Annotated in this window: 22 protein-coding genes and 3 tRNA genes; 18 read left to right on the top strand and 7 right to left on the bottom strand. The window is 58.8% G+C overall.

The features are described 5' to 3' along the window. Window positions 1–116 precede the first annotated feature (116 nt). From J9870_RS09895 to J9870_RS09910, 4 genes are all read left to right on the top strand, one after another. Window positions 117–1,688: a GGDEF domain-containing protein gene (locus tag J9870_RS09895; protein ID WP_210643722.1), complete on the top strand. Its 1,572-nt coding sequence runs from the start codon at window positions 117–119 to the stop codon at window positions 1,686–1,688. Between the two features lie 220 nt (window positions 1,689–1,908). Continuing rightward, the gene (xth, locus tag J9870_RS09900; protein WP_210643723.1) at window positions 1,909–2,703 is read left to right on the top strand and encodes an exodeoxyribonuclease III; all 795 of its coding nucleotides are present in this window, start codon (window positions 1,909–1,911) and stop codon (window positions 2,701–2,703) included. Between the two features lie 101 nt (window positions 2,704–2,804). Next, a complete protein-coding gene (locus tag J9870_RS09905) occupies window positions 2,805–3,629 on the top strand; it encodes an arylamine N-acetyltransferase (RefSeq protein ID WP_210643724.1) in 825 nt (274 codons plus the stop codon). 135 nt (window positions 3,630–3,764) lie between these two features. After that, the gene (locus J9870_RS09910; RefSeq protein WP_210643725.1) at window positions 3,765–5,285 is read left to right on the top strand and encodes a nucleobase:cation symporter-2 family protein; all 1,521 of its coding nucleotides are present in this window, start codon (window positions 3,765–3,767) and stop codon (window positions 5,283–5,285) included. A gap of 86 nt (window positions 5,286–5,371) precedes the next feature. Here J9870_RS09910 and J9870_RS09915 read toward each other — a convergent pair whose 3' ends face one another. Further along, complete coding sequence (locus J9870_RS09915; RefSeq protein WP_210643726.1) at window positions 5,372–5,722, bottom strand: hypothetical protein; 351 nt, start codon at window positions 5,720–5,722, stop codon at window positions 5,372–5,374. 258 nt (window positions 5,723–5,980) lie between these two features. On the opposite strand from J9870_RS09915, the gene J9870_RS09920 reads away from it, so the two are divergent. Beyond that, entirely contained in the window at window positions 5,981–6,799 is an 819-nt protein-coding gene (locus J9870_RS09920; RefSeq protein ID WP_210643727.1) for a shikimate 5-dehydrogenase, read from the top strand. Window positions 6,800–6,804: 5 nt separating this feature from the next. Here J9870_RS09920 and J9870_RS09925 read toward each other — a convergent pair whose 3' ends face one another. Further along, window positions 6,805–7,452: a DUF480 domain-containing protein gene (locus tag J9870_RS09925; RefSeq protein ID WP_210643728.1), complete on the bottom strand. Its 648-nt coding sequence runs from the start codon at window positions 7,450–7,452 to the stop codon at window positions 6,805–6,807. A gap of 132 nt (window positions 7,453–7,584) precedes the next feature. Between J9870_RS09925 and J9870_RS09930 the strand changes: the two genes are divergently transcribed. Further along, the gene (locus J9870_RS09930; RefSeq protein ID WP_210643729.1) at window positions 7,585–8,094 is read left to right on the top strand and encodes a DUF1993 domain-containing protein; all 510 of its coding nucleotides are present in this window, start codon (window positions 7,585–7,587) and stop codon (window positions 8,092–8,094) included. Between the two features lie 210 nt (window positions 8,095–8,304). On the opposite strand, the gene sstT is transcribed toward J9870_RS09930, so the two are convergent. After that, complete coding sequence (gene sstT / locus J9870_RS09935; RefSeq protein ID WP_210643730.1) at window positions 8,305–9,537, bottom strand: serine/threonine transporter SstT; 1,233 nt, start codon at window positions 9,535–9,537, stop codon at window positions 8,305–8,307. Between the two features lie 285 nt (window positions 9,538–9,822). On the opposite strand from sstT, the gene J9870_RS09940 reads away from it, so the two are divergent. After that, complete coding sequence (locus J9870_RS09940; protein WP_210643731.1) at window positions 9,823–10,983, top strand: MFS transporter; 1,161 nt, start codon at window positions 9,823–9,825, stop codon at window positions 10,981–10,983. On the opposite strand, the gene nhaR is transcribed toward J9870_RS09940, so the two are convergent. Beyond that, window positions 10,980–11,876, bottom strand: coding sequence for a transcriptional activator NhaR (gene nhaR, locus J9870_RS09945; protein WP_210643732.1), 897 nt, complete (start codon window positions 11,874–11,876; stop codon window positions 10,980–10,982). The two genes, J9870_RS09940 and nhaR, sit on opposite strands and share 4 nt — an antisense overlap. Before the next feature lie 138 nt (window positions 11,877–12,014). Between nhaR and J9870_RS09950 the strand changes: the two genes are divergently transcribed. Together J9870_RS09950 and J9870_RS09955 are read left to right on the top strand one after the other, a co-directional pair. Next, window positions 12,015–12,266, top strand: a complete 252-nt coding sequence (locus J9870_RS09950; RefSeq protein WP_210643733.1) for a hypothetical protein — start codon at window positions 12,015–12,017, stop codon at window positions 12,264–12,266. A 26-nt stretch (window positions 12,267–12,292) separates the two neighbouring features. Next, the gene (locus tag J9870_RS09955; protein ID WP_210643734.1) at window positions 12,293–13,042 is read left to right on the top strand and encodes a TerC family protein; all 750 of its coding nucleotides are present in this window, start codon (window positions 12,293–12,295) and stop codon (window positions 13,040–13,042) included. 76 nt (window positions 13,043–13,118) lie between these two features. On the opposite strand, the gene J9870_RS09960 is transcribed toward J9870_RS09955, so the two are convergent. Beyond that, window positions 13,119–13,280 (bottom strand): hypothetical protein, encoded by a 162-nt coding sequence (locus J9870_RS09960; protein ID WP_210643735.1) that lies wholly within the window; start codon window positions 13,278–13,280, stop codon window positions 13,119–13,121. 222 nt (window positions 13,281–13,502) lie between these two features. Between J9870_RS09960 and J9870_RS09965 the strand changes: the two genes are divergently transcribed. Together J9870_RS09965 and J9870_RS09970 are read left to right on the top strand one after the other, a co-directional pair. Then, the gene (locus J9870_RS09965) at window positions 13,503–14,180 is read left to right on the top strand and encodes a peptidase C39 family protein (protein WP_210643736.1); all 678 of its coding nucleotides are present in this window, start codon (window positions 13,503–13,505) and stop codon (window positions 14,178–14,180) included. 100 nt (window positions 14,181–14,280) lie between these two features. Next, entirely contained in the window at window positions 14,281–14,487 is a 207-nt protein-coding gene (locus J9870_RS09970; RefSeq protein WP_210643737.1) for a DUF6021 family protein, read from the top strand. A gap of 51 nt (window positions 14,488–14,538) precedes the next feature. Here J9870_RS09970 and pbpG read toward each other — a convergent pair whose 3' ends face one another. Next, window positions 14,539–15,477, bottom strand: a complete 939-nt coding sequence (gene pbpG, locus J9870_RS09975; RefSeq protein ID WP_210643738.1) for a D-alanyl-D-alanine endopeptidase — start codon at window positions 15,475–15,477, stop codon at window positions 14,539–14,541. A 355-nt stretch (window positions 15,478–15,832) separates the two neighbouring features. Further along, complete coding sequence (gene folD, locus J9870_RS09980) at window positions 15,833–16,687, bottom strand: bifunctional methylenetetrahydrofolate dehydrogenase/methenyltetrahydrofolate cyclohydrolase FolD (RefSeq protein ID WP_210643739.1); 855 nt, start codon at window positions 16,685–16,687, stop codon at window positions 15,833–15,835. A gap of 281 nt (window positions 16,688–16,968) precedes the next feature. Here folD and J9870_RS09985 point away from each other — a divergent pair. From J9870_RS09985 to lon, 7 genes are all read left to right on the top strand, one after another. Then, window positions 16,969–17,045, top strand: a tRNA-Arg gene (locus tag J9870_RS09985). A gap of 40 nt (window positions 17,046–17,085) precedes the next feature. After that, window positions 17,086–17,161 (top strand) — tRNA-His (locus J9870_RS09990). 58 nt (window positions 17,162–17,219) lie between these two features. Further along, window positions 17,220–17,304 (top strand) — tRNA-Leu (locus tag J9870_RS09995). A gap of 422 nt (window positions 17,305–17,726) precedes the next feature. After that, complete coding sequence (gene tig / locus J9870_RS10000; RefSeq protein ID WP_210643740.1) at window positions 17,727–19,037, top strand: trigger factor; 1,311 nt, start codon at window positions 17,727–17,729, stop codon at window positions 19,035–19,037. 93 nt (window positions 19,038–19,130) lie between these two features. After that, on the top strand, window positions 19,131–19,772 hold the full coding sequence (gene clpP / locus J9870_RS10005; RefSeq protein ID WP_003183177.1) for an ATP-dependent Clp endopeptidase proteolytic subunit ClpP: 642 nt from the start codon (window positions 19,131–19,133) through the stop codon (window positions 19,770–19,772). A gap of 107 nt (window positions 19,773–19,879) precedes the next feature. Next, complete coding sequence (gene clpX, locus J9870_RS10010) at window positions 19,880–21,163, top strand: ATP-dependent Clp protease ATP-binding subunit ClpX (RefSeq protein WP_013692650.1); 1,284 nt, start codon at window positions 19,880–19,882, stop codon at window positions 21,161–21,163. A 160-nt stretch (window positions 21,164–21,323) separates the two neighbouring features. Beyond that, on the top strand, window positions 21,324–23,720 hold the full coding sequence (gene lon / locus J9870_RS10015) for an endopeptidase La (protein WP_210643741.1): 2,397 nt from the start codon (window positions 21,324–21,326) through the stop codon (window positions 23,718–23,720). Window positions 23,721–23,723: the final 3 nt, after the last annotated feature.

Below are 23,723 nucleotides of genomic sequence, written 5' to 3' on the forward strand. Positions count from 1 at the left end.
CGCCCATCGGCTGCGCAATACGGGCAAATTGCCGGCCCCCCGGACGGTAGGCTAAGCTCACGAATATTGGGGGCTTTGAGCGATTTGCTCATGAATTGCCCTCTTCAGGAATTCGCTTGCCAATCCCCATCCTCGATCCGTTCCATGCCCCCGGCGGTACCCTCAAACGCCTCCCTCTGCTCAAGGCAGCGGTGATGTTTATTGCGGCGGTCTGCGTGTGCCTTTGTGGTTTGCTCTACCTGCAACTGGAACAGTCCCGTCGCCACGACCTGGAGTCGGCCCGCATCGCCTCGGCCAACCTGACCCGAGCCATGTCCCAGCAGGCCCAGGACACTTTCCTGCAGACTGATCTGGTATTGGCCAGTCTCGCCGATTGGATCCAAATTGATGGCTTCGGTCCGGCACTGCAATCGCGACTGCAGAGTACGTTTGCACGGCGAGTGCAATCTCTGGAGCAGTTGCATGGTCTGTTTCTTTTCGACAAGCACGGTCAGTGGGTCATCACCTCCTTTGAGAGCCTGCACAGAGGAGCGGGGGTTGCGGATCGGGAGTATTTTGCTTTCCACCAGCAAAACGCCTCGCTGATCGCGCATATCGGCCCGGCGATCCGCAGTCGGCAAAATGGCGAATGGATCATCCCGGTTTCCCGGCGTGTGAATGATCAGGACGGCAACTTCCAGGGCGTGCTGCTGGCCGGGATCAAAATGTCCTACTTCGATCGGTTCTTCAAAAGTTTCAGCCTCGACGATAAAGGCGAGATGGCCCTGGCCTTGTCTGACGGCACGCTGTTGGCCCGTCGGCCTTTTGAAGAGGGGCGGATCGGTCATCCTCTGGCCGAAGAGCAAATCTTCAAGCACGACTCGGTAGGCGGGATGTCCGGTGAAGCCATCATCCGTTCCGCCGTCGATGGCGTTGTCAGGCTTTATGGTCACCAACATTTGCAGGCCTATCCACTGGTGGTCACCGCGGCGATGTCCGAAGAGGCGATCCTGGCGGGCTGGCATGACAGGGCTTTCCAATCCAGCCTGATCGTGGCCCTGGTGGTCCTGGGAATTTGCCTGTTCGGCTGGGTATTCGTGCGTCAGGTGCGCAACAGCGAGCGAATCGAAGCGGACCTGCGCAAGGCCCAGGAAGCGCTGGAGCTGATTGCCACCCACGATAGCCTGACCGGGCTGGCGAACCGGCGGTTGTTCGAGCGGGCCCTGGACATCGAGTTCGGCCGAGGCGCCCGCCAGCGCAGCCCCCTGAGTCTGGTTATGGTCGATATCGATTTCTTCAAGCGCTATAACGACACCTACGGCCATGTGGCAGGGGACCATTGCCTGGCGGAAGTGGCGACGGTGCTCAAGGACTGCTGCCACCGCAAGGCTGATCTGGCGGTGCGTTATGGCGGTGAAGAGTTCGCGGTACTACTGCCCGATACCAATCTGCAGGGGGCCATGGCCCTGGCTGAACAGATCCGTCACAGAGTCATCGACAAACACATCACCCATTCCGGCTCGCCGACCGGCTACCTGACGGTGAGCCTGGGTTGCTACGCCTTTGTACCCAGCAGCCTGGACAGCATCGAAGTTTTCATCCAGCGGGCCGATGCGGCGCTTTATCAGGCCAAGCACGGCGGTCGCAACCGGGTGGCGGCGTTGTCGACTGAGGGCGGACTCGATGCGCTGGAGCGCTCGGATCGTTGAGATCGGTTGGAATCATCGCCATTGGCAGAGCAAACCGAGCTGATAGTCCCGCTGTCGCGGTGGGTGTTGCGCCAGGCCTGCGAAACCGCACTGCCTTGGCCGGGTGAGCTGATGGTTTCGGAGTCGAGCCTTGTCGAAAACCGGTTCCTGAACACCTGTGCAACCACCGCGAGCGGTTGTTGGTCACAGTTAGTGTCTTGGCACATCGAGTTCAGGCCCCATGAAAAACCTGCGGATCGCGACCTTCAATATCAATGGCATCCGGGCCCGGCTGCCTAACCTGCTGGAGTGGCTGGAGCGGGAGAAACCCGACATCGTCTGTTTGCAGGAGCTCAAGGCGGCGGACAAGGACTTTCCTGCGGCAGAGCTGGAGTCGGTGGGGTATGGTGCGATCTGGCATGGGCAGGCGTCCTGGAACGGTGTCGCGATCCTGGCCCGTGATGCAGAGCCGCTGGAGAGCCGCCGAGGCCTGCCCGGCGGGGATGAAGACAGCCACAGTCGTTATCTGGAGGCAGCGGTGCATGGCGTGCTGGTGGGTTGCCTTTACCTGCCCAACGGCAACCCGCAGCCGGGCCCCAAGTTCGACTACAAGCTGGCGTGGTTCGAACGGCTTATCGACTATGCCCAAGGGCTGCAGGCCAGCGATCACCCGGTAGTGCTGGCCGGTGACTACAACGTGGTGCCCACTGACATGGACATCTACAACCCGCGTTCCTGGCTCAAGGATGCGCTGTTGCAGCCCGAAAGCCGTGAGTGCTACCAGCGCCTGCTGGACCAGGGCTGGACAGATTCTTTGCGCCATCTGTATCCGCAGGAGCGGATCTACACCTTCTGGGACTATTTCCGTCAACACTGGCAGAAAAACTCCGGGTTGCGCATCGATCATCTGCTGCTCAACCCAGTGGCAAGCCCTTACTTGAGCGAGGCGGGGGTCGACGCCTGGGTCAGGAACCAGGCGCACCCCAGTGACCATGCCCCCACCTGGATCCGGCTGGCCTCGCGCAAGCGGCGTTGAAGGGGGCATATTGTCTCCGCAAGGGGAATGCCTTATATCTGGCGCCCCAACAGCAGCGAGCGTTACGCATGCGCTGCACCGGACCAGGAAAGGACACCTTCATGAGCCAACCCCGACTGAGCGATACCGGTCGATATCTGCAACGGCTGGGCTTCGATAAGCCGCCAGCCCCGACCCTTGACACGTTGCGTCAGCTCCAATGGCGTCATACGGCCGAATTTCCCTTTGAAACCCTCTCGACATTGTTGCGCCAGCCCGTGCCCATCGACCTCGAATCGGTCGAGCGCAAAGTCTTCGAGCAAGGGCGCGGCGGCTATTGCTACGAACTCAACCAGCTGTTCCTGGCGCTGCTGCAGGAGCTGGGTTTCCAAGCCCGAGGCATCACCGGGCGGGTGGTGATGAATGCCCCTGAAGGCGCCTGGACGGCTCGCACGCACCGCCTCAGCCTGGTGACGTTCGACGGTGTGCGCTACATCACCGACGTCGGCTTTGGCGGCATGGTGCCCACTGCGCCGCTGCTGCTGGACAGTCGTGACATCCAGCTCACCCCACACGAACCGTACCGCATCGAGCTCCACGAGGATGGCTACCTGCTGCGGGCCAACGTCGCCGACGAATGGCGACCGATGTACCTGTTCGACCTGCAGCGCCAGCAAGACATCGACTACACCCTCGGCAATTGGTACGTCTGTAGCCACCCTGAATCGTCCTTTATGGGCCGGTTGATGGTGGCCCGCACCGGTGATGGGTTCCGCAAGACCCTTAACGGCAACAGCTATGCCGTGCACCGGATGGGGCAGGAGAGCGAGCGACGCTTGATCACTGACGCCGATGAGTTGATCGATCTGCTGGAAAATGAGTTCAGCCTGCGGGTGCCGCCCAGGGAGCTCTTGCGGCCTGCGGTGGAGGGGCTGTTGCAGCAATGAAGTAGTGTTTTCTGGTGGCGGAGCCGTCCTCTGCTCGTGGCGTAATGGGTGATAACTTGTATACAACTCTATGGACATTTGTCTTGAGTTTTGAATACAGTGTGCCCATAACAAAAAACAGGGAACTCCCGAACCATGAAAACGCCCCATGTTTCACTCCCACGGCCCGAGGATGAAAACCTTGGCGTCGGCGCGAATATGGCTTATGGCCTGCAACATGTGTTGACCATGTACGGCGGTATCGTTGCGGTACCGTTGATCATCGGCCAGGCGGCCGGGCTTTCACCCGCGGACATTGGTTTGTTGATTGCAGCGTCATTGTTTGCCGGGGGCTTGGCGACCTTGTTGCAGACCCTCGGCCTGCCATTCTTTGGATGTCAGCTGCCGCTGGTCCAGGGGGTTTCGTTTTCAGGCGTCGCCACCATGGTGGCGATTGTCGGCAGCGGCGGGGAGGGGGGCTTCCAGGCCATTCTCGGCGCGGTGATCGCCGCGTCCTTGATCGGTTTGCTGATTACCCCGGTGTTCTCCAGGATCACCCGGTTCTTTCCACCGCTGGTCACCGGCATCGTGATCACCATCATCGGCCTGACGCTGATGCCAGTCGCGGCGCGCTGGGCAATGGGTGGCAACAGCCACGCTGCCGATTTCGGCAGCATGGCGAACATCGGCCTGGCGGCCGTCACGTTGGTGCTGGTGCTGCTGTTAAGCAAAATGGGCAGCGCAACCATCTCTCGCTTGTCGATTCTGCTGGCGATGGTCATCGGCACAATCATCGCGGTGTTCCTGGGCATGGCGGATTTTTCATCTGTCAGTGAAGGCCCGATGTTCGGCTTCCCCACACCCTTTCACTTTGGTATGCCGACCTTCCACATCGCCGCGATCCTGTCGATGTGTATCGTGATCATGGTGACCTTGGTGGAAACCTCCGCCGACATCCTGGCGGTGGGCGAGATCATCGATACCAAAGTCGACTCCAGGCGCTTGGGCAATGGCTTGCGGGCCGACATGCTGTCGAGCATGATCGCGCCGATCTTCGGCTCTTTCACCCAAAGTGCCTTTGCCCAGAACGTCGGGCTGGTGGCGGTGACCGGGATCAAGAGCCGTTTCGTGGTGGCTACGGGTGGGGTGTTCCTGGTGGTGCTCGGCCTGCTGCCGTTCATGGGGCGGGTCATCGCCGCCGTGCCGACTTCCGTACTGGGCGGGGCCGGTATCGTGCTGTTTGGCACCGTTGCTGCCAGTGGCATCCGAACGCTGTCGAAAGTCGATTACCGCAACAACGTGAATCTGATCATTGTCGCCACCTCAATCGGCTTCGGCATGATTCCTATCGCTGCACCGAATTTCTATGATCATTTCCCGAGTTGGTTCGCGACCATCTTCCATTCCGGCATCAGTTCTTCGGCAATCATGGCGATCATGCTGAACCTGGCGTTCAACCACTTCACCACGGGTAACTCCGACCAGCAGTCAGTCTTTGCCGCCGGCACCGAGCGAGTCTTGCGTTACCAGGACCTGGCAGCGCTGCGCGAAGGGGATTATTTCAGTGATGGCAAGCTGCACGACTGTGATGGCAATGAGATCCCCGTGGTGGCGGAGCCTTCGCATGCATCGATAGAGCACGGCCCGGTGCGCCTCAAAAGCAGTGAGCACGTCTGACACTGGCAAACCAATGCCTGCCCAATGAAAAAGCAGCCTGTGATCCTCGATCACAGGCTGCTTTTTTGTGTCACCTCAGAGGCTGGTTACCAGCGTCCGTAATGACCACGGGGTGGGCCATAGTAATAGCCCCGTGGTGGCCCGTAATACACCGGCGCCGGGCGATAGTAGATAGGTTGCTCTACATACACCGGCTGCGGCTGATAGTAGACCGGTGGCGGTTGCTGCACGTAGACCGGCTGCGGCTGGACGTAGACCGGTTGCTGCACATACACCGGCCGATCACGGTTGATAATGGCCGAGCCGACGATGGCCGAACCGACGATTGCGCCAAACACTGCGGGCCCCTCCCAACCACCATGACCATGGGCGGATGCCTGGCCGGTGACCGCGAGTGCCCCCACGAGCAGGGCGATGATGGGAAGTTTACGATTCATGGCTGTTCCTCGTTTCGGCCCCGGCGCCTGTGGTCTGCAACAGACCCAATGAGGGTCGCGGGGATACTTGCTCTGACAGCGATTTTTCCAGAATTTACCGCGCCGTTGGGTAAATATTGTGTAAGGTCTGTACCGTTTTCATGACCGCGCCGCGCAACTCAACTGGCCAGAGGCCTGGCTGGGCCTGGCCGTATCATTGAATAAAACCTGCCGGGACGGTGACTCCGTCTATCTGAATGTGCCTGCAAGGAGACGAACATGCAGATCAATCCCAACAAAGACACCCAACTGTGCATGTCGCTGTCGGGGCGCCCGGGAAATTTTGGCCTGCGCTTTCATAATCATCTGTATGAACAACTGGGCCTGAACTTCTATTACAAGGCGTTCAGCAGCCAGGACTTGCCGGGGGCCGTGGGTGGTATCCGCGCTTTGGGCATCCGTGGGTGCGGTGTGTCGATGCCGTTCAAGGAGGCCTGCATTGCCTTGGTCGATGAACTGGATCCTTCCGCTGCGGCGATCCAATCCATCAATACGATTGTCAACACCAACGGCCATTTGAAGGCCTACAACACCGATTACATTGCCATCGCCCAATTGCTGCAAACCCACGCTGTGCCTCAGGACTCGACCTTTGCCCTGCGCGGCAGCGGCGGCATGGCCAAGGCCGTGGCCAGTGCCTTGCGCGACGGTGGTTACAAGAATGGTTTGATTGTTGCCCGCAATGAAACGGCCGGCCGGGCCCTGGCCGGGTCACTGGGGTACGAATGGCAAGCCGAACTGGGTAAGCGACGGCCACAGATGCTGATCAACGTGACGCCGATCGGCATGACCGGCGGCCCGGAAGCCGACCAACTGGCATTCGCCTCCGACGCCATTGCAGCGGCCGAGACTGTGTTCGATGTAGTGGCGATTCCCTCGGAAACGCCATTGATCGTGCGCGCCCGGGCTGAAGGAAAACGAGTCATCACCGGCCTGGAGGTGATTGCGATCCAGGCCCTGGAGCAGTTCGTGCTGTACACCGGCGTGCGGCCGAGCCCGGAGCAGTTCGACAAAGCCGTGGCGTTCGCCCGGGCCTGAGGCGGTTATTCCAGGCGTGCCAGACGCTCCTCCAGCGCCGCGATCCGCGCTTCGAGCTCTTCGATGCGTTCCGGTGACACGCCGCTGCCGGCGCTGCGTTCCATAGGATGCTGGCGTGCGGCGAGGATCGCCTCGATGTCCGCCGGGTCGCCCATGGCGTGCATGTAGCGATCTTCACGCTGGCCGGCCTGGCGCGGTACCAGCAATGCCAGCCCGCGGGCGATCAGGCGTTCAAGCTGATGCACCACTTGTTCGGTATCTTCGAAGTCGTGCATGCGGCCGCTGCGGGTCAACAGTTCATTGACGGTTTGCGGGCCGCGCAGGAACAACAACCCCATCAGAATCACCTGGGCCGGCACCAACTCCAACGCCTTGTCGACCCGATGCTCCCAGCGGTCGGCGCGACTGCCCATCACCAGTTTGGTAAAGCCGCGACCTTCCAGCGCTCGCAGGCTTTGGCCAACCTGGCCCGGGTTGAGGTTCATCACCGGTTCACGGCTGGTTTTCTGGTTGCAGGCCAGTACCAGGGCGTTGAGGGTCAGCGGGTAGGTCTCGGGATTGGTGGCCTGCTTCTCGACCAGCGCACCGAGGATGCGGATTTCCGTGCTATTGAGCCGTGGTTCTTCAGCCTGGCTTTGTTCTTCGATGCTCATCGCGCGTTCCCTATGCTGTGGAAGCCGCCTAGCGTAATCCTTGCGCAATAAAAGACAAGCTGCGCAACAGCCATGGCTATAATCGCTCCACGTTTTGATTCGTCCTTTTTCCACCACCTGCATGAGATCGCCATGACTATTTCCCTGTACGCCGCTTCCGTCCCGGTTTTCAAGCAGATGCTCAACGCCCTGAGTGATGTCCTGAACAAGGCCGAAGCCCACGCCAGCGCGAAAAACATCGACCCCAACGCCTTCCTGCAAGCTCGCCTGTACCCGGACATGTTCCCGCTGGTGCGCCAGGTACAGATCGCCGTGGACTTCGCCAAAGGTGTGTCCGCGCGTCTGGCCGAGGTTGAAGTGCCAAAGTATGACGACAGCGAAACCACTTTCGCTGAGCTGCAAGCGCTGATCACCAAGGTACTGGCCTTCATCGACGGCATCGGCCCCGAGCAGATCGATGGCAAGGAAGGCATCGAAATCGTCACCCGCCCGGGCACGCCGAAGGAAAAACGCTTCACTGGCCAAAACTACCTGCTGACCTACGGCCTGCCGCAGTTCTTCTTCCACGTCACCACCGCTTACGCATTGCTGCGCCACAACGGTGTGGAAGTGGGCAAGCGCGACTACATGGGCGCGTTCTAAACCCGCAGGCATGAAAAAGCCCGGGACGGTGTGGGCCGTTCCGGGCTTTTTTGTGGCTGTCTGTCACGTCGTCGGTGAATGTACCGACGCTATCGCGAGCAAGCTCGCTCCCTCATGGGATTTGTGGTGTAACGCCCATTGCGTGAGCACCTTAGCCCACCTGTGGGAGCGAGCTTGCTCGCGATGACGAGCGAACAGCCACCGCAGTTGCTATGCCGTACGCGCGAGCTTCTCTTCCTCACCCAAGCAAGCCGCCGCCGTAAACAGCACATCCGTGGACGAGTTCAACGCCGTCTCGGCCGAGTCCTGCAAGACACCAATGATGAACCCCACCGCAACCACTTGCATGGCGATTTCGCTGGGAATGCCGAACAGGCTGCACGCCAGGGGGATCAACAGCAGCGAACCGCCGGCCACGCCGGACGCGCCGCAGGCGCAAATGGCGGCGACGACACTCAGCAGCACAGCCGTCGGCACATCCACCGCGATACCCAGGGTATGCACGGCGGCCAGAGTCAGTACGGTGATGGTGATGGCGGCGCCGGCCATGTTGATGGTCGCGCCCAGTGGGATCGATACCGAATAGGTGTCTTCGTGCAGGCCCAGGCGCTTGCTCAGCTCCAGGTTCACCGGAATGTTGGCTGCCGAGCTGCGGGTGAAGAACGCGGTGATGCCGCTTTCGCGCAGGCAGGTGAATACCAGCGGGTAGGGGTTGCGACGCAGCTTCCACAGCACAATGAGAGGGTTGACTACCAACGCCACGAACAGCATGCAGCCGATCAGCACGGTCAGCAGGTGCAAGTAGCCGAGCAGGGCTTCGAAACCGGAAGTTGCCAGGGTCGAGGCTACCAGTCCAAAGATTCCCAGCGGGGCAAAGCGGATCACTAGTCGCACGATCACGGTCACGCCATTGGACAGGTCTTCGAGCACGGTGCGTGTGGTCTGGCCTGCATGGCGAATAGCGATACCCATGCCGATGGCCCAGGCCAGGATGCCGATGAAGTTACCGTCCATCAGCGCTCGGATCGGGTTGTCCACCACGCTCAGCAACAGGCTTTGCAGCACCTCGCTGATGCCACCGGGCGCTGTGACCGCGACGTCTTGGGTCGTCAGCACCAGGCTGGAGGGAAACAACGTACTGGCAACCACCGCGACCACGGCCGCTGCGAAAGTACCCAGCAGATACAGAAACAAGATCGGCCGGATGTGGGTTTCCTGGCCGTGCTTATGGTTGGCAATCGATGCCATCACCAGTACGAACACCAGGATCGGCGCCACGGCCTTGAGCGCGGACACGAAGACCTTGCCGATGAATGCGGTGGACTTCGCCGCGTCCGGCGCCAGCCATGCCAAGACGATACCGGCGATCAAGCCGATGACGATTTGTGTGACCAGGCCGGTGCGTTTAAAGCGTTGCAAAAGGGAAGGGGACACAGCAGTCATAACGGCATCTCTGATTTTTTATGTGCAACGGTCGACGAGTCAGGGCAACAAGCGGGCAGGCCACATGAGCGGGACCGAAAAGGAGTACAGCGTTTGCAGGCCGCGGACTTTATCACAGACCGATGAAAAATCTGACGGACCTGTGACGATCCGTCACCCATATCCGGGTCATCCGGCGCGCTTGTCTGGTGCGCACATTCTGTTAGGCTTTGCCCCTCTCACCTTTCTATTGCGCCAGCGAGCCCTTCGGCTAACGCTGGTGTCGTCGTTTTGCTGGAGTTCTGCATGTTGTTGCCCATTTTCCTGTTGTCAGCCGCTGGTTTCACCGTGCTGACCACAGAGTTCATCATTGTTGGCCTGCTGCCATCCATCGCCCGCGACCTGCACGTCACCATTGCCCAGGCCGGTTTGCTGGTGACATTGTTCGCGTTTACGGTGGCGGCGTTCGGGCCGTTTCTGACCGCCTGGTTCGCCCGCTTCGAGCGGCGCAAACTGTTTATCAGCGTGCTGGTGATGTTTGGCCTGGCTAATACGTTGGCTGCCCTGGCTCCCAATATCTGGGTGATGGCCATCGCTCGGTTGATTCCCGCCCTGGGCCTGCCGGTGTTCTGGGCGTTGGCCAGTGAAACGGCGGTGGACATCGTCGGGCCGCAATACGCCGGGCGAGCGATTGCCCGGATTGGCTTCGGCATCGTCTGCGCCACGGTGTTCGGCATTCCGGTGGGTACGCTGATTTCCGACGCGCTTGGCTGGCGCAGCGCTTTTGCGATCCTGGCGGTCATTGCCTTCGCCAAGGCGTTGCTGCTGTTTATCTACCTACCGAAAACCAACCTGCACCAGCATCAGGTGAGCTTGCGTTCACAACTGAAGATTTTGCGCAGCCCATTGATGCAGGGGCACGTGCTGCTGTCGATCCTGGTGTTCAGCGGCATGTTCACCGCCTATACCTATCTGGCGGACATCCTTGAGCGCCTGGCCGGGTTCGATGGCACGCTGGTGGGCTGGTGCCTGATGGGCTTCGGTGCCGTGGGGCTGTTGGGCAATTCCCTGGGCGGCCGCGCGGTGGACCGGCATCCGTTGATGGCGTCGATGGTGTTCTGCCTGTTCATGATTGGCGGCATGGTGGCACTGGTGCCTAGCATTCATTCGACTCTCGGGCTGGCAGCGGCGATGGGCATCTGGGGCGTGACCCAGGCCGCATTGTTCCTGGTCAGCCACGTGCGGCTGATGAAAGCGGCGCCCGAAGCCCCGGCCTTTGCCGCATCGCTGAACATCGCCGGTGCCAACCTGGGGATTGGCCTGGGCGCGATGGTGGGTGGGCGAGTCATCGATACCCTGGGCCTGGGCAGCGTCGGTTTTGCCGCGGCCGGGTTCATCCTTGTCTCGATCCTGCTGGCGTTGTTGCTGATGACCTTCAAGCCTCGTGTCACCTGCGCGAACAGTTAAGAGCTGAACAGTTCGCGACGTGCCCCTTCGGCGATCGCGACGATGCCAGGATGGCTGACCTTGCGCTCCACGGAAATGGCGTAGAACGACTCGCTCACCGCATCGGTCTGGCCGATCACCTCTACGCCGTACTGTTGCTTCACCTCATCGGCGATCACGCTCGGGCCGATGAAAATCCCACTGCCTGACTGGCCGAAAGCCTGCATCAATGCGCTGTCGTCGAACTCACCGACGATGCGCGGCTGGATTTGCTGCTCGGCGAACCAGCGTTGCAGGCGGCTGCGCACCACGGTTTCCGGGCCTGGAATCAGTAGCGGGGCGTCATGCAGGCCGTGGGGGAAATCCTTTCCATAGCGTTCGGCCAGGGCTGCGGTGGCGAAAAAACTGATCCCGCATTCCCCCAGTTTCTGGCTATAGCCCTTGATGTCCAAGTGGCTGGGCATCGGGCTGTCGGAAATCACCAGGTCCAGACGCTGGATTGCCAAGTCCGCCAGCAGTCGTTCGAGTTTGTCTTCGCGACAGGTGATACGCAGCGGTTCACTCAGCTCCATGGTTGGTGCCAATAGCCGGTAGACGATGGACTTGGGCACCACGTCCGCCACGCCGACCCGAAACAGCGTCTGCTGCGCGTTGGGCTGGGCCCGCAGCATCAGCTCAAGTTCGCCGCCCAACTGGAACATGTGTTCGGCGTAGGGCAGCGTTTGCCGGCCGGCCTCGGTCAATTCCAGTTGCCGCCCGACGCGGCGGAACAGCTTGATGTTATAGGTCTGCTCGAACAGGGAAATCTGGCCGCTGATGGTTTGCGCCGTGAGGTTCAGTTGCTCGCAAGCCCGAACGATGCTGCCCGTTTTTGCCACCACCCAGAAGTAATGCAGTTGTCGGTAATTGAGCATGGGTTCACATTGCTTCGTAAAAACCGAAGTATAGCTGCTAAAAATACGAATTTTCCTGAAGTATTCTCCTCTCTAGAATGCCTCGCCATGGGTGGGCCGCCTTTCGCGTTCCTTCTTCTCTTATGAGGCATTGACTCCATGACGTACAAAACCCTGGGACTTGCAGCTTTGTTAGTGATGTCTTCAATGGCACTGGCGGGTTGTGAACAGGCTGAAAAAAGCGCCCAGCAACTGATGGGGCAGGCAGCGGAAACTGCCAAGCAGGCAATCGACGAGACCCACAAGGCCGCCGAACAGGCCATCAGCGAAGCCACTGGTGGGTTGATCAGCCCCAAGAAGAAGTCGGAGGACGACGCTAACGCATCCGAATCCTCTACTCAAACTATCTAACCCGTCACATCAGTCAGGACTGAACCATGGATTATCTTTTACAGCTCGCCGCCAGCCCCACCGCGTGGATCGCCCTGGCTACCCTGGTTGTCATGGAAATCGTGCTCGGCATCGATAACCTGATCTTCATTTCGATTCTGACCAACAAGCTGCCCGAACAGGATCGTGCCAAGGCTCGGCGGATCGGTATCGGCATGGCGTTGATCCTGCGCCTGGGCTTGTTGAGCACCATTGCCTTCATTGTGCAGTTGACCGAACCGGTCATCGAGATCCTTGGCCAGGCGTTCTCCTGGAAAGACATGATCCTGATCGCTGGCGGTCTGTTCCTGTTGTGGAAGGCCACCACTGAAATCCACCACAGCATGGACCCGGAACCCAATGATCCGAAATCGGCAACCTCTGGCGTGACCTTGGGTTTTGCCGCCGCAATCGGTCAGATCCTGATGCTGGACCTGGTGTTCTCCATCGACAGCATCATCACCGCCGTGGGCATGACCGAGCATTTGCCGATCATGATCATTGCCGTTGTGGTGTCGGTACTGGTGATGCTGCTGGCGGCCGAACCGCTCGCCAAGTTCATCAATGACAACCCGACGGTGGTCATGCTGGCCCTGGGCTTCCTGATCATGATCGGTATGACGCTGATCGCCGAAGGCTTCGGGGCCCATGTGCCGAAGGGCTACATCTACGCAGCCATGGCGTTCTCGGCGGCGATCGAGGTGTTGAACATGCTGTCCCGTCGTGCCAGGCAGAAGGCGTTGGCCGACAACGCCTGATTCCAGGTAGATAAAAACAAGCCTCCCGGGTCTAGGGCCCGGGAGGTTTTTTTATGAGTTTTGAACGGTGGATGGTTCAGTGCGCGGCAGCGTGGCCTCTTGAGGATTTTGCGGTTTTTTCCACTTGTGCAGGCGCGTGATGATGGCGGCGGGTGATCCGCAGCACGCCCCACAGCATGGCCATCGCTACGCTCAGCCAACCGAATATCAGCATCAGAATTGTCGTCGTCAGGCTCATCTGTGCCTCCTAGCACCCAGGTTCAGGGCGCGCAATCAGTACAGTAGACAGTCTAGTCGACCAAGTGTTGCAGGCAGTCGATCGGGAGCACCGAGGACGGAGCGGTTCGTTCTATCACGCGGGGGCGACTGTTGTTTAAGGCTATACCCAGGCCTGTGCGCGCCTTATGATCGACGGCCCAAGCATGGCCCGAATATCGGGTGCCTGAACAAGAGAGTCATAATGTTGCCGGTAATTTCCTCTTTTCGATCACTGGTACTGGCGACGGCTTGCCTGGCGGCCCTGGCGGGCTGCGCGGGCAGCGTGTCGCCACAGATCAAGCGTCTGCCCGAGCGGGTGGAACTCAACAGCGTGCCGTTCTTTCGTGGCGAAATGTACCAGGGCGCTCCACAGTCGCTGGCCGCCCTGCTGACGCTGCAAGGCACCGTGATTACACCGGGGCTGTTGGAGAAACCGCTGCACCTGCCAGGAGGCGAGGCCGCTTTGCAGCAGAATATGCAAACCCTGGCGCGGGAGTATGGGCTGGTGGTGTATCCCCTCGACGACACGCTGCCAGCGCTGTTGGAGCAGGTTGCCGCGGGTTATCCCGTGTTGCTGCGCTACACCGGTGGGACGGCGTTCTGGTCCGGGCCGCGCTACGGGATTCTCGCCGGTTATAACCGGCAGAAGCAGACGGTCTTGCTGCGCTCAGGGATGAACCGGCGACAGCTGATGAGCTTCAGCACGTTCGAATCAGCCTTCAAAAGCGCAGGCGGTTGGGCGGTTCTGCTCCAGCGTCCGACGCAGTTGCCGGCCAATGTCAACTCACAGCGCTGGCTGAAAGCGGCGGATGAGCTCGCCGGGGCAGGGCAGGAGCAAGAAGCGGCCCGGGCTACCAAAGCCCTGAACACCGTCCACTGATCGCTCGCCCCGTTCGTCACCTGCCGGGCACGACCCGGCACGCCTGAGGCTCCTATCTTCAGGGTCCGGAGTTTCCGGGCCATGATTCGAGGAGGCAGGCATGGCACAGTCGAAAACACCTACGGGGCCCCATTCTTCAGAGCATTCTTCCGGTGACGATGAATTGGGGTTCGATCCCGATTCCCCGGATCTCGGCGACCCGCAAGTCGATCCGATAGGACCGGCCAAGGCGCCCCGGGATGATGAGGATAAGCAGCAACAGCCTCGTTCCGAGGCCTATGATCCGCTGGGTAACCTTAAGCCTTGATGAACGAAAAAGCCCCGACGAATCGGGGCTTTTTTTAGGGCGACGCGCGGTTTACTGCGACGCTTCTACCACACCGCTCTGGCGGCTCTTGAGGTTCTTCGCTGCTTTGTATTGAAGGGCAACAGCCGGCACGTTGGCGCTTTTGCCGGTTTCCACCCAACTACGAATGCGGCTGGCATCGGCGAAGTGGGTGTATTTGCCGAAGGCGTCAAGGATCACCAGCGCCATCGGACGATTACCCATTTTTGTCACCAGCACCAGGCAGTGGCCAGCCTGGTTGGTGAAGCCGGTCTTGGTCAGCTGGATGTCCCAATTGGCCTTGTGGATCAGGTGATCGGTATTGCGAAAGCCCAAGCTATACACCGGTTTGCGGAAGGTGACGGTTTTTTCCTTGGTCGTGCTCAGCTCGCTCAGCAGCGGATACTTACGGGCGGCGATCAGTAGCTTGGTCAGGTCCCGGGCAGTGGAAACGTTGTGGATCGACAGGCCGGTGGGCTCGACATAATGGGTGCTGGTCATGCCCAGCGACTTGGCCTTGGCGTTCATGGCTGCGATGAATGCCGCATACCCGCCTGGGTAATGATGCGCGAGGCTCGCGGCGGCGCGGTTTTCCGAGGACATCAGGGCGATCAGCAGTACGTCCCGGCGTGACAGTTCACTGTTGAGCTTGACTCGGGAAAACACACCTTTCATCTCTGGCGTGTTGGCAATAGTGATGGAGATATATTCATCCAGGTTCTGTTTGGCATCCAGCACGATCAGGCCGGTCATCAACTTGGTGACCGAGGCGATCGGTACCACCACGTCCGGGTTGCTGGAATAAACGACTTTATCTGTCTGCAGATCCAGCAGGATCGCACTGCCCGAGGCGACTTGAAGTTTTGAAGTGTCTCGTGGGGCCGCGATGGTTTCCTGTGCGTCGACATTTTGCGTGATAAAGGTGCCTGTGAAAGCGATGAACAGGCTAAGGATCGAAAGACGGATTTTCACGCGAGTAGGCTCGATGGAGTTGAAGGTGCCGTTGGCGACGGTTTTCTAAAAAACGTCGCATTTTATGAGTATGGGCGACAGCAGCGCTATATGCCTGTGCCGCAGGGGCTTGTGAATAAATAAAGTTTAATGAAGGGAGATTCTGGCGAATCGAATCTGAAAAATTTGTAATTTGGGGGATTTCAGTAACAACCACCGACGGCTGTCTGTCGATTCAAGAGCGGACGACCAAAGCACCTGTGGGAGCGAGCTTGCTCGCGATAGCGGTATGTCAGCCACCATTGATGCTGACTGATCCGAGGCTATCGCGAGCAAGCTCGCTCCCACAGGGGGGCGGCTGGATTGAAGCGGCGTATCAGCTATGCAGCGTTTCGGCCGCGTAGAGCGTGTTTTCCAGCAGGCACGCGCGGGTCATCGGGCCGACGCCGCCTGGTACGGGCGTGATCCAGCCGGCGCGGGGCAGGGCGGTCTCGTAGACCACGTCACCCACCAGCTTGCCGTCTTCCTGGCGGTTGATGCCCACGTCGATGACGATGGCGCCTTCCTTGATCCATTCACCTTTCACCAGGCCGGGCTTGCCGGCGGCGACTACCACCAGGTCGGCGCGCCCAACGTGGCCCGCCAGGTCCTTGGTGAAACGGTGGGTCACCGTGACGGTGCAGCCGGCCAGCAGCAACTCCATGGCCATCGGTCGGCCAACGATGTTGGACGCGCCCACGACGACTGCATCAAGCCCATAAAGGTCCACGCCGGTGCTTTCCAGCAGGGTCATGATGCCTTTGGGGGTGCAGGGGCGCAGCAACGGGATGCGCTGGGCCAGACGGCCGACGTTATAAGGATGGAAACCGTCGACGTCTTTGTCCGGGCGGATACGCTCCAGCAGTTTGGAGGCGTCGAGGTGTTCGGGCAGGGGCAGCTGGAGCAGGACGCCGTCGATATTCGGATCGTCGTTCAGGCGATCAATCAGCTCGGCCAGCGCTTGTTGAGTGGTTTCGGAAGGCAGGTCGTAGGCCTGGGAAAGGAAGCCGACCTCTTCACAGTCTTTACGCTTGTGCGAGACATAAACCTGAGAGGCAGGATCGCTGCCGACCAGAATCACCGCAAGGCCAGGCGTGCGCAAGCCTTGCTGGCGGCGCTCGGTGACGCGTTGGGCGATCTGCTGGCGCAGGCTGGCGGCGATCGATTTGCCGTCGATAAGTTGTGCAGTCATTGCGCGTGGTTAACCATCGAGAGGGGAAAAAAAGAGAACGCATTCTCGCATGCCGAGGCGTGAGGGCAAAGGCGCTTGGTCTGCAAATTCCCCTAAGCCCTTTAATTAAATGAATTTTTTTTAAAAAAGAGTTGACGACCTATCAGGCCGTCTATAACATTCGTCGCACTTGTCGGGCACAGCCTAGCACTGGTTAAGAAGGTGGAGCGGAGTTAGTTGTTTGAACTCGGCAAAGCTGAAAGCACTTAGTTTGTAATCGTCCAAGAATACAGATTAAAAAGGCGCCCGTAGCTCAGCTGGATAGAGCATCCGCCTTCTAAGCGGATGGTCGCAGGTTCGAGTCCTGCCGGGTGCGCCATTAGGCAGCTTTGGCACAAGTAACGCAACAAGGCAATATGGTGGGCGTAGCTCAGTTGGTAGAGCACGGGATTGTGACTCCCGTTGTCGTGGGTTCGATCCCCATCGTCCACCCCATATTCTAGAAAGGCGCCAGATTTAACGGTCTGGCGCCTTTGCTTTAAAAGCTTGATACGCGGATGTGGTGGAATTGGTAGACACACTGGATTTAGGTTCCAGCGCCGCAAGGTGTGAGAGTTCGAGTCTCTCCGTCCGCACCATACAAGTCGCTATTTAAATAGCAGAAAACGGCGCAGTACCTGAAAAGGGCTGCGCCGTTTTTGTTTTCAATGGTTCTGTGTTGTTCGTCAGCCCCGGTTTTGGGGGCGTGCGCAGTGATCGGTTCGTCGCGATTGTGTTTCGTGATGATGCGCGGGGTGCCCGTCGGTCTCCTTGCGGGGCCGGGAGCTGCGAGTTCGGATACCGTGCTTCTATATATAGGAGCGTTGGTGCAGAGCCTTGGGCTGATCGACTGTATTTGCAATCCGGGCGGGGCATGAGCGTTTGTCCCGTCCTTAAATTCGGCGCTTGTTTCCTGCGCGTTTTCAGTAGGGTGACTTCTTGAGTTTGACCTACTAGAATGCATGCCCTTGATTCTGGGGTCGGAAACGCCCGGCCAACGTCTGTGCAACGAGGAATATCCATGCAAGTTTCTGTTGAAAATACTTCTGCTCTTGAGCGCCGCATGAGCATCACCGTGCCGGCTGAGCGCATCGAGACTCAGGTCAACAAGCGTCTGCAGCAGACTGCCCAAAAGGCCAAAATCCCAGGTTTCCGCCCAGGCAAAGTGCCAATGAGCGTGATTCGTCAGCGTTACGAGGCTGATGCGCGTCAGGAAGCCGTGGGTGACGTGATCCAGTCTTCGTTCTACGAAGCGGTTGTCGAGCAGAAGCTGAACCCGGCTGGCGCTCCATCCGTCGAGCCTAAAGTGCTGGAAAAGGGCAAGGATCTGGAGTTCGTCGCCACGTTCGAAGTGTTCCCTGAGTTCACTGTTGCCGGTTTCGAGTCCATCGCCGTCGAGCGTCTGAGCGCTGACGTTTCGGACGCTGACCTGGACAAGATGCTGGACATCCTGCGTAAGCAGAACACCCGTTTCGAAGTGGCTGATCGTGCTGCCCAGAACGAAGATCAACTGAACATCGATTTCGTCGGCAAGGTCGACGGTGAAGTGTTCGCTGGCGGTTCCGCCAAGGCTACCCAGCTGGTACTGGGTTCCGGTCGCATGATCCCTGGCTTCGAAGACGGCCTGGTCGGCGCCAAAGCCGGTGAAGAGCGCGTTCTGAACGTGACCTTCCCTGAGGACTACCAGAACCTGGACCTGGCTGGTAAAGCCGCCGAGTTCACCGTGACTGTCAACAGCGTTTCCGAGCCGAAACTGCCGGAGCTGAACGAAGAGTTCTTCGCCCAGTTCGGTATAAAGGAAACCGGTCTGGAAGGTTTCCGCACCGAAGTTCGCAAGAACATGGAGCGTGAGCTGCGTCAGGCCATCAAGTCCAAGGTCAAGAATCAGGTTATGGACGGTCTGCTGGCCTCCAACCCTATCGAAGTGCCAAAGGCTCTGCTGGACAACGAAGTGAATCGTCTGCGTGTGCAGGCTGTTCAGCAGTTCGGCGGCAACATCAAGCCGGACCAGCTGCCTGCCGAGCTGTTCGAAGAGCAAGCCAAGCGCCGCGTTGTGCTGGGCCTGATCGTTGCCGAAGTGGTCAAGCAGTTCGAACTCAAGCCTGACGAAGCCCGTGTTCGCGAGCTGATCCAGGAAATGGCCTCGGCCTACCAAGAGCCTGAGCAGGTTGTGTCCTGGTACTACAAGAACGACCAGCAACTGAACGAAGTCCGTTCGGTTGTGCTGGAAGAGCAAGTTGTGGATACTGTTCTGCAGAAAGCTAGCGTGACCGATAAAGCGGTCTCTTACGAAGAAGCGGTCAAGCCGGTGGAAGCTCCACAAGCCGATTGATTGTTCTGCGGTAAGAAATACACACCCATAAGCCAGCCTTCGCGCTGGCTTATGCGTATTCAAGACATAACTATTTGGGAGTGACTGCGAGACATGTCCCGCAATTCTTTTTATCAGCAGAGCTCTGACATCCAAGCCGCAGGCGGCCTGGTCCCGATGGTTATCGAGCAGTCCGCCCGTGGCGAGCGTGCCTATGACATCTACTCGCGTCTGCTCAAGGAACGCGTCATCTTCCTGATCGGCCCCGTTGAAGACTACATGGCCAACCTGGTCGCGGCGCAATTGCTGTTCCTTGAAGCGGAAAACCCGGACAAGGATATCCATCTGTACATCAACTCACCTGGCGGTTCGGTGACTGCGGGCATGTCGATCTACGACACCATGCAATTCATCAAGCCAGACGTTTCCACCATCTGCATCGGCCAGGCCTGCAGCATGGGCGCGTTCCTGCTCGCCGGTGGCGCAGCGGGCAAGCGTCACTGCCTGCCTAACTCGCGCATGATGATTCACCAGCCACTGGGCGGTTTCCAAGGCCAGGCGTCGGATATCGATATCCATGCCAAGGAAATCCTCCATATTCGTTCGCGCCTGAACTCGCTGCTGGCCCATCACACCGGGCAAAGCCTCGAAACCATTGAGCGTGACACCGAACGTGACAACTTCATGAGCGCAGAGCGTGCGGCCGAATACGGTCTGATCGACTCCGTGATCAACAAGCGTCAAATGCCTGCCTAAGCCGCTCAAAATGCAGGTGGTTGGGATGACCGGCCGCCTGCGGGCTTGAAAAAGCCCGCAATTGCCTTCATCTTGTGTTGCAAGCCTATCGGATTTGGATCGATCGAATGACTGACACCCGCAACGGCGAGGACAACGGCAAACTGCTTTATTGCTCCTTCTGTGGCAAAAGCCAGCATGAAGTACGCAAATTGATTGCCGGTCCCTCGGTCTTCATTTGCGACGAGTGCGTCGACCTGTGCAATGACATCATCCGCGAGGAGGTGCAGGAAGCCCAGGCCGAAAGCAGCGCGCATAAATTGCCTTCGCCTAAAGAAATCAGCGGCATCCTTGATCAGTATGTGATTGGTCAAGAACGTGCGAAAAAGGTACTGGCCGTAGCGGTGTACAACCACTACAAGCGCCTGAACCAGCGTGACAAAAAGAATGACGACGTCGAACTCGGCAAGAGCAATATCCTGCTGATCGGCCCGACAGGCTCGGGTAAGACCTTGCTTGCCGAAACCTTGGCTCGTTTGCTGAACGTTCCGTTCACCATCGCCGACGCAACCACCCTTACCGAGGCGGGTTACGTAGGTGAAGATGTCGAGAACATTATTCAGAAGTTGTTGCAGAAGTGTGATTACGATGTGGAGAAGGCCCAGATGGGCATCGTCTACATCGATGAAATCGACAAGATTTCCCGCAAGTCCGACAACCCGTCCATTACCCGGGATGTTTCCGGTGAGGGCGTGCAGCAGGCCTTGCTCAAGTTGATCGAAGGCACGGTCGCTTCCGTTCCGCCCCAGGGTGGTCGCAAGCATCCGCAGCAGGAATTCCTGCAAGTCGACACCCGTAACATCCTGTTCATTTGTGGTGGTGCGTTCTCCGGTCTGGAAAAGGTTATCCAAAACCGTTCCACCCGCGGCGGCATTGGTTTCAACGCCGAAGTGCGCAGCAAGGAAGAGGGTAAGAAGGTTGGTGAGTCCCTGCGTGAAGTCGAGCCTGACGATCTGGTCAAGTTTGGTCTGATCCCAGAGTTCGTGGGGCGTCTGCCGGTTCTGGCGACGCTGGACGAGCTGGACGAAGCCGCGTTGATGCAGATTCTGACCGAGCCGAAAAACGCTCTGACCAAGCAATATGCCAAGCTGTTCGAAATGGAAGGCGTAGACCTGGAGTTCCGTTCCGACGCGCTGAAATCGGTCGCCAAGCGTGCCCTGGAGCGTAAAACCGGTGCCCGTGGCCTGCGTTCGATTCTTGAAGGTGTATTGCTCGACACGATGTATGAAATCCCCTCGCAGTCCGAGGTGAGCAAAGTCGTGATCGATGAAAGTGTTATAGAAGGCAAGTCCAAGCCATTGTATATCTATGAAAACAATGAGCCGGCTGCCAAGGCTGCACCGGACGCTTAAGCGTCCTGTTGCGGTAACAAAGGAGGGGCCTTCGGGCCCCTTTGCTTTTAGCGCGTTTTAGACGTGTCTTGCGCTTGTTTTTTTTCAAGGCTGCCCCCATCTTGGTTTCAAGCTTACTTCCATCTGTTTCCGGCCTTGTGGCCGCCGTAGAGGCGAAATCATGAAGACAACCATCGAATTGCCTCTCCTGCCATTGCGTGATGTCGTGGTGTATCCGCACATGGTTATCCCGCTGTTCGTGGGGCGCGAGAAGTCCATCGAAGCTCTCGAGGCTGCGATGACGGGTGACAAGCAGATTCTCCTGCTGGCTCAGAGAAACCCTGCTGACGATGATCCTGGCGAGGACGCGCTTTATCGCGTAGGTACGATTGCAACTGTTCTGCAACTGCTCAAGCTGCCTGATGGCACCGTCAAGGTCCTGGTCGAAGGCGAGCAGCGCGGTACCGTTGAGCGTTTCAGCGAAGTGGACGGCCATTGTCGGGCCGAAGTATCGCTGATCGAAGAAGTCGATGCGCCTGAGCGCGAATCAGAGGTGTTTGTCCGCAGCCTGCTGTCTCAGTTCGAACAATACGTTCAGTTGGGCAAGAAGGTGCCCGCCGAGGTCCTGTCGTCGCTTAACAGCATCGACGAGCCCGGACGCCTGGTCGATACGATGGCGGCCCACATGGCCCTCAAGATCGAGCAAAAGCAGGAAATTCTCGAAATCATCGATTTGTCCGCCCGTGTCGAGCACGTACTGGCATTGCTCGACGGCGAAATCGATCTGCTGCAGGTCGAGAAACGCATTCGTGGTCGCGTCAAGAAACAAATGGAGCGCAGCCAGCGCGAGTACTACCTGAATGAGCAGATGAAGGCCATTCAGAAGGAGCTCGGCGACGGCGACGAAGGCCACAACGAAATCGAAGAGCTGAAAAAGCGCATCGATGCCGCAGGTTTGCCCAAGGACGCACTGGCCAAGGCCCAGGCGGAGCTGAACAAACTCAAGCAAATGTCGCCGATGTCGGCCGAAGCTACCGTGGTGCGTTCCTACATCGACTGGCTTGTCCAAGTGCCTTGGAAAGCCCAGAGCAAGGTGCGCCTGGACCTGGCTCGCGCCGAAGACATCCTCGACGCCGATCATTACGGTCTGGAAGAAGTCAAGGAACGCATCCTCGAATACCTCGCCGTACAAAAGCGCGTGAAGAAAATTCGTGGCCCGGTTTTGTGCCTGGTTGGCCCGCCAGGGGTCGGCAAGACCTCTCTGGCCGAGTCGATTGCCCACGCCACCAATCGTAAATTCGTCCGCATGGCCCTCGGTGGTGTGCGCGACGAGGCGGAAATCCGTGGTCATCGGCGTACCTACATCGGGTCCATGCCAGGAAGATTGATTCAAAAGATGACAAAGGTGGGTGTGCGCAACCCGTTGTTCCTTTTGGATGAAATCGACAAGATGGGCAGCGATATGCGTGGCGATCCCGCCTCTGCGTTGCTCGAAGTGCTCGATCCTGAGCAGAATCACAATTTCAACGATCACTACCTGGAGGTCGACTACGACCTGTCGGACGTGATGTTCCTTTGCACCTCCAACTCCATGAACATTCCGGCGGCGTTGCTGGACCGGATGGAGGTGATTCGTCTGCCGGGTTACACCGAGGACGAAAAGATCAACATCGCCGTCAAATACCTTTCGCCCAAGCAAATCCAGGCCAACGGCTTGAAAAAGGGCGAACTGGAATTTGACGCCGACGCGATTCGCGACATCATCCGCTACTACACTCGCGAGGCTGGTGTGCGTGGCCTGGAGCGGCAAATTGCCAAGGTCTGCCGCAAGGCGGTCAAGGAGCATGCGCTGGAAAAACGCTTCGCGGTCAAGGTCACTTCGGACCTGCTGGAGCACTTCCTGGGTGTGCGTAAATTCCGCTACGGCCTGGCCGAGCAGCAGGATCAGATCGGTCAGGTGACCGGTCTTGCGTGGACTCAAGTGGGTGGTGAGTTGCTGACCATCGAAGCGGCAGTGGTTCCGGGCAAGGGGCAGTTGATCAAGACCGGTTCCCTGGGTGACGTGATGGTCGAGTCGATCACCGCAGCGTTGACGGTGGTTCGTAGCCGCGCACGGAGCCTGGGCATCCCCGTGGACTTCCACGAGAAGCGCGACACGCATATCCATATGCCTGAAGGGGCGACGCCCAAGGACGGCCCGAGCGCTGGCGTAGGCATGTGCACGGCCCTGGTATCGGCACTGACGGGCATTCCGGTGCGCGCCGATGTCGCCATGACGGGTGAAATCACGCTGCGTGGTCAGGTATTGGCGATCGGTGGCCTGAAGGAAAAACTGCTGGCGGCGCACCGTGGCGGGATCAAGACCGTGATCATTCCTGAAGAGAATGTTCGCGATCTGAAGGAAATTCCTGACAACATTAAGCAGGATCTTCAGATCAAACCGGTTAAATGGATTGACGAGGTCCTGCAAATTGCGCTGCAATACGCGCCGGAGCCCTTGCCGGATGTGGCTCCGGAGATAGTCGCGAAGGACGAAAAGCGCGAGTCTGACTCTAAGGAAAGAATTAGTACGCATTAATAC

It is taken from the genome of Pseudomonas sp. Tri1 (assembly GCF_017968885.1).
In the GTDB taxonomy this organism is placed as follows: domain Bacteria; phylum Pseudomonadota; class Gammaproteobacteria; order Pseudomonadales; family Pseudomonadaceae; genus Aquipseudomonas.

Coding starts and splice junctions, on each gene's coding strand:
- xth (WP_210643723.1), top strand. CDS start 1,909: ATGAAAAACCTGCGGATCGCGACCTTCAATATCAATGGCATCCGGGCC.
- J9870_RS09905 (WP_210643724.1), top strand. CDS start 2,805: ATGAGCCAACCCCGACTGAGCGATACCGGTCGATATCTGCAACGGCTG.
- J9870_RS09910 (WP_210643725.1), top strand. CDS start 3,765: ATGAAAACGCCCCATGTTTCACTCCCACGGCCCGAGGATGAAAACCTT.
- J9870_RS09915 (WP_210643726.1), bottom strand. CDS start 5,722: ATGAATCGTAAACTTCCCATCATCGCCCTGCTCGTGGGGGCACTCGCG.
- J9870_RS09920 (WP_210643727.1), top strand. CDS start 5,981: ATGCAGATCAATCCCAACAAAGACACCCAACTGTGCATGTCGCTGTCG.
- J9870_RS09925 (WP_210643728.1), bottom strand. CDS start 7,452: ATGAGCATCGAAGAACAAAGCCAGGCTGAAGAACCACGGCTCAATAGC.
- J9870_RS09930 (WP_210643729.1), top strand. CDS start 7,585: ATGACTATTTCCCTGTACGCCGCTTCCGTCCCGGTTTTCAAGCAGATG.
- sstT (WP_210643730.1), bottom strand. CDS start 9,537: ATGACTGCTGTGTCCCCTTCCCTTTTGCAACGCTTTAAACGCACCGGC.
- J9870_RS09940 (WP_210643731.1), top strand. CDS start 9,823: ATGTTGTTGCCCATTTTCCTGTTGTCAGCCGCTGGTTTCACCGTGCTG.
- nhaR (WP_210643732.1), bottom strand. CDS start 11,876: ATGCTCAATTACCGACAACTGCATTACTTCTGGGTGGTGGCAAAAACG.
- J9870_RS09950 (WP_210643733.1), top strand. CDS start 12,015: ATGACGTACAAAACCCTGGGACTTGCAGCTTTGTTAGTGATGTCTTCA.
- J9870_RS09955 (WP_210643734.1), top strand. CDS start 12,293: ATGGATTATCTTTTACAGCTCGCCGCCAGCCCCACCGCGTGGATCGCC.
- J9870_RS09960 (WP_210643735.1), bottom strand. CDS start 13,280: ATGAGCCTGACGACGACAATTCTGATGCTGATATTCGGTTGGCTGAGC.
- J9870_RS09965 (WP_210643736.1), top strand. CDS start 13,503: ATGTTGCCGGTAATTTCCTCTTTTCGATCACTGGTACTGGCGACGGCT.
- J9870_RS09970 (WP_210643737.1), top strand. CDS start 14,281: ATGGCACAGTCGAAAACACCTACGGGGCCCCATTCTTCAGAGCATTCT.
- folD (WP_210643739.1), bottom strand. CDS start 16,687: ATGACTGCACAACTTATCGACGGCAAATCGATCGCCGCCAGCCTGCGC.
- tig (WP_210643740.1), top strand. CDS start 17,727: ATGCAAGTTTCTGTTGAAAATACTTCTGCTCTTGAGCGCCGCATGAGC.
- clpP (WP_003183177.1), top strand. CDS start 19,131: ATGTCCCGCAATTCTTTTTATCAGCAGAGCTCTGACATCCAAGCCGCA.
- clpX (WP_013692650.1), top strand. CDS start 19,880: ATGACTGACACCCGCAACGGCGAGGACAACGGCAAACTGCTTTATTGC.
- lon (WP_210643741.1), top strand. CDS start 21,324: ATGAAGACAACCATCGAATTGCCTCTCCTGCCATTGCGTGATGTCGTG.